Annotated in this window: 3 protein-coding genes; 1 reads left to right on the forward strand and 2 read right to left on the reverse strand. The window is 46.2% G+C overall.

Features of this window, described 5'->3' with window-relative positions:
- Window positions 1–91: 91 nt before the first annotated feature.
- Window positions 92–1207: a methyltransferase gene (locus ACTHUT_RS18800; protein WP_440419384.1), complete on the forward strand. Its 1116-nt coding sequence runs from the start codon at window positions 92–94 to the stop codon at window positions 1205–1207.
- 121 nt (window positions 1208–1328) lie between these two features.
- On the opposite strand, the gene bfr is transcribed toward ACTHUT_RS18800, so the two are convergent.
- Both bfr and ACTHUT_RS18810 read right to left on the reverse strand, forming a co-directional pair.
- Complete coding sequence (gene bfr / locus ACTHUT_RS18805; protein WP_003686403.1) at window positions 1329–1802, reverse strand: bacterioferritin; 474 nt, start codon at window positions 1800–1802, stop codon at window positions 1329–1331.
- A gap of 29 nt (window positions 1803–1831) precedes the next feature.
- Window positions 1832–2080: ferritin-like domain-containing protein (locus ACTHUT_RS18810; RefSeq protein WP_440419386.1), on the reverse strand; the 249-nt coding region annotated here is incomplete at its 5' end.

Below are 2080 nucleotides of genomic sequence, written 5' to 3' on the forward strand. Positions count from 1 at the left end.
GTCCAATTCGGACTATTAAAAGCTCCTCTCAAACCGAACCTATCCTAAATATAGTAAACTAATCCTCTATTTCCCCGATTTGAAACACATTATGCCCCACACCATCCCTACCAACCGCTCCGACATCGAATGGCGCAACGAAAGCACCCAAAAACCGCCCAAGCAAGCGTTTTACATCCAAGAAGCAGCCGCAGTAGAAATTTTAAAAAATGCCCACGCGCAAACTGCAACTGTTTGGACTGGCGATTTTCACAATGCCAAGCAAGTCTTGGCCGCAATGAAAAAACGTATCCGCAGGCCGTCTGAAAAAAAGAAAGACGCGCCTACCGATATTCAGACGGCCTTTCACGCCCACCGTATGAAACAGGCTCAGCAAAGCCGTTTGCTCAATATGCTTGCCGTTGAAATCCAACCGAATTTTCAACTGGACAATGCACGCGCACCCGACATCTACGCCGCCCTGTACGATGTTTACGATACACCAAACGACAAACCATTTCTCTTACCGCTGAATCAATTACTGGGTTTTATCGGTGCGCACGAGTGGCACAAAAAAGGCATAGACATTCCTCAGCTTGATGGAAAAATCCATGTTCCTTTCGGCGTATTCTCTCCACTGCGTGGCGAATATTTGGATTTAATCGCCCAAGCACCACTCGCTCCCAATATTCAGACGGCCTTTGACATCGGCACCGGCTCAGGTGTTATTGCCGCAATTTTGGCCAAACGAGGCATACCCGACATCATTGCCACAGACACCAACCCCAAAGCAATTGCCTGCGCCATAGCAAACCTCGAACGCCTAGGCTTGGATAAAGCCGTCAATATCCAATTGATTGATTTATTTCCCAAAAATTGCGCCGATCTTATCGTCTGCAATCCGCCTTGGCTGCCGGCAAAACCGACCTCCGCCATCGAGACTGCCCTTTACGACCCCAATAATGCCATGCTGACCGCATTCCTCAACGGCGTACGCCAGCACTTAAATCCAAACGGCGAAGCTTGGTTGATTATTTCCGACTTGGCAGAACACTTGCATTTGCGTGATAAAGACTTTCTAAACCAATGCTTTCAGACGGCCTCGCTCAATGTAGTTGATATTCTGAAAACCAAACCGCAACACAAAAAAGCCATAGATGAATCCGATCCTTTGGCGTTTGCCAGAAACAAGGAAACTACTTATCTATACCGTTTGAAAGCGATATAAAATCAAGGCCGTCTGAACATTCAGACGGCCTTTAAGCATTTCCACAAAAGAAAACGGCATATCCGTAAAGATATGCCGTCAATGGGAGCAGGGACTGCTATATTTGGCAGTGGTTTGTGTTTTAGTCCTCTTGCGCCGCTGTTTGCAGGTAGTTTGGCAAACCAACTTTGCCAATCAATTCCTGCTGAGTTTCAAGCCAGTCGATGTGTTCTTCGTTGATGTCTTTTTGTTTTTCCAACAAATCACGGCTGACGTAGTCTTGTTGTTCTTCTGCAAGAGCGATGGCTGCAACCAGAGCATCATGTTTTTCATACTCTTTTTTCAGATCGCAGGCAATGATTTCTTCGGTAGATTCACCGATCAACAGTTTACCCAACTCTTGCAGATTAGGCAGGCCTTCCAAGAACAAAATACGCTCGATCAAATCGTCTGCGGATTTCATTTCGCGGATGGATTGTTTGAAGAAGTGTTCGCCCAATTCTTCAAAGCCCCAGTTTTTCAAAATGCGGGCATGCAGGAAGTATTGGTTGATGGTAACCAAAAGCAAGCCCAAGTTTTTATTCAATTCGCGGATAACTAAGCGATCGCCTTTCATTTTCAGCTCCTTATACGTTATACGCTAGACTACAGTTGGCTTTGGTAGTAGTTGCCTTCGCCGACCAATTCGATCAGACGCAGTTGTTGTTCCAACCAGTGAGCGTGATCTTCTTCAGTGTCTTTCAGTTGGGCAACCATCAAATCGCGGTTAACGTAGTCTTGAGCTTCTTCGCACAATTTGATGCCTTTTTTCAGCGCATCGCGTACTTCGTATTCAGTGTTCAAGTCTGCTTTCAGGCAGGAAATTACGTCGGTACCGATATTCAGTTCGGCACG

The sequence above is a fragment of the Neisseria sp. P0022.S010 genome (genome assembly GCF_051956635.1).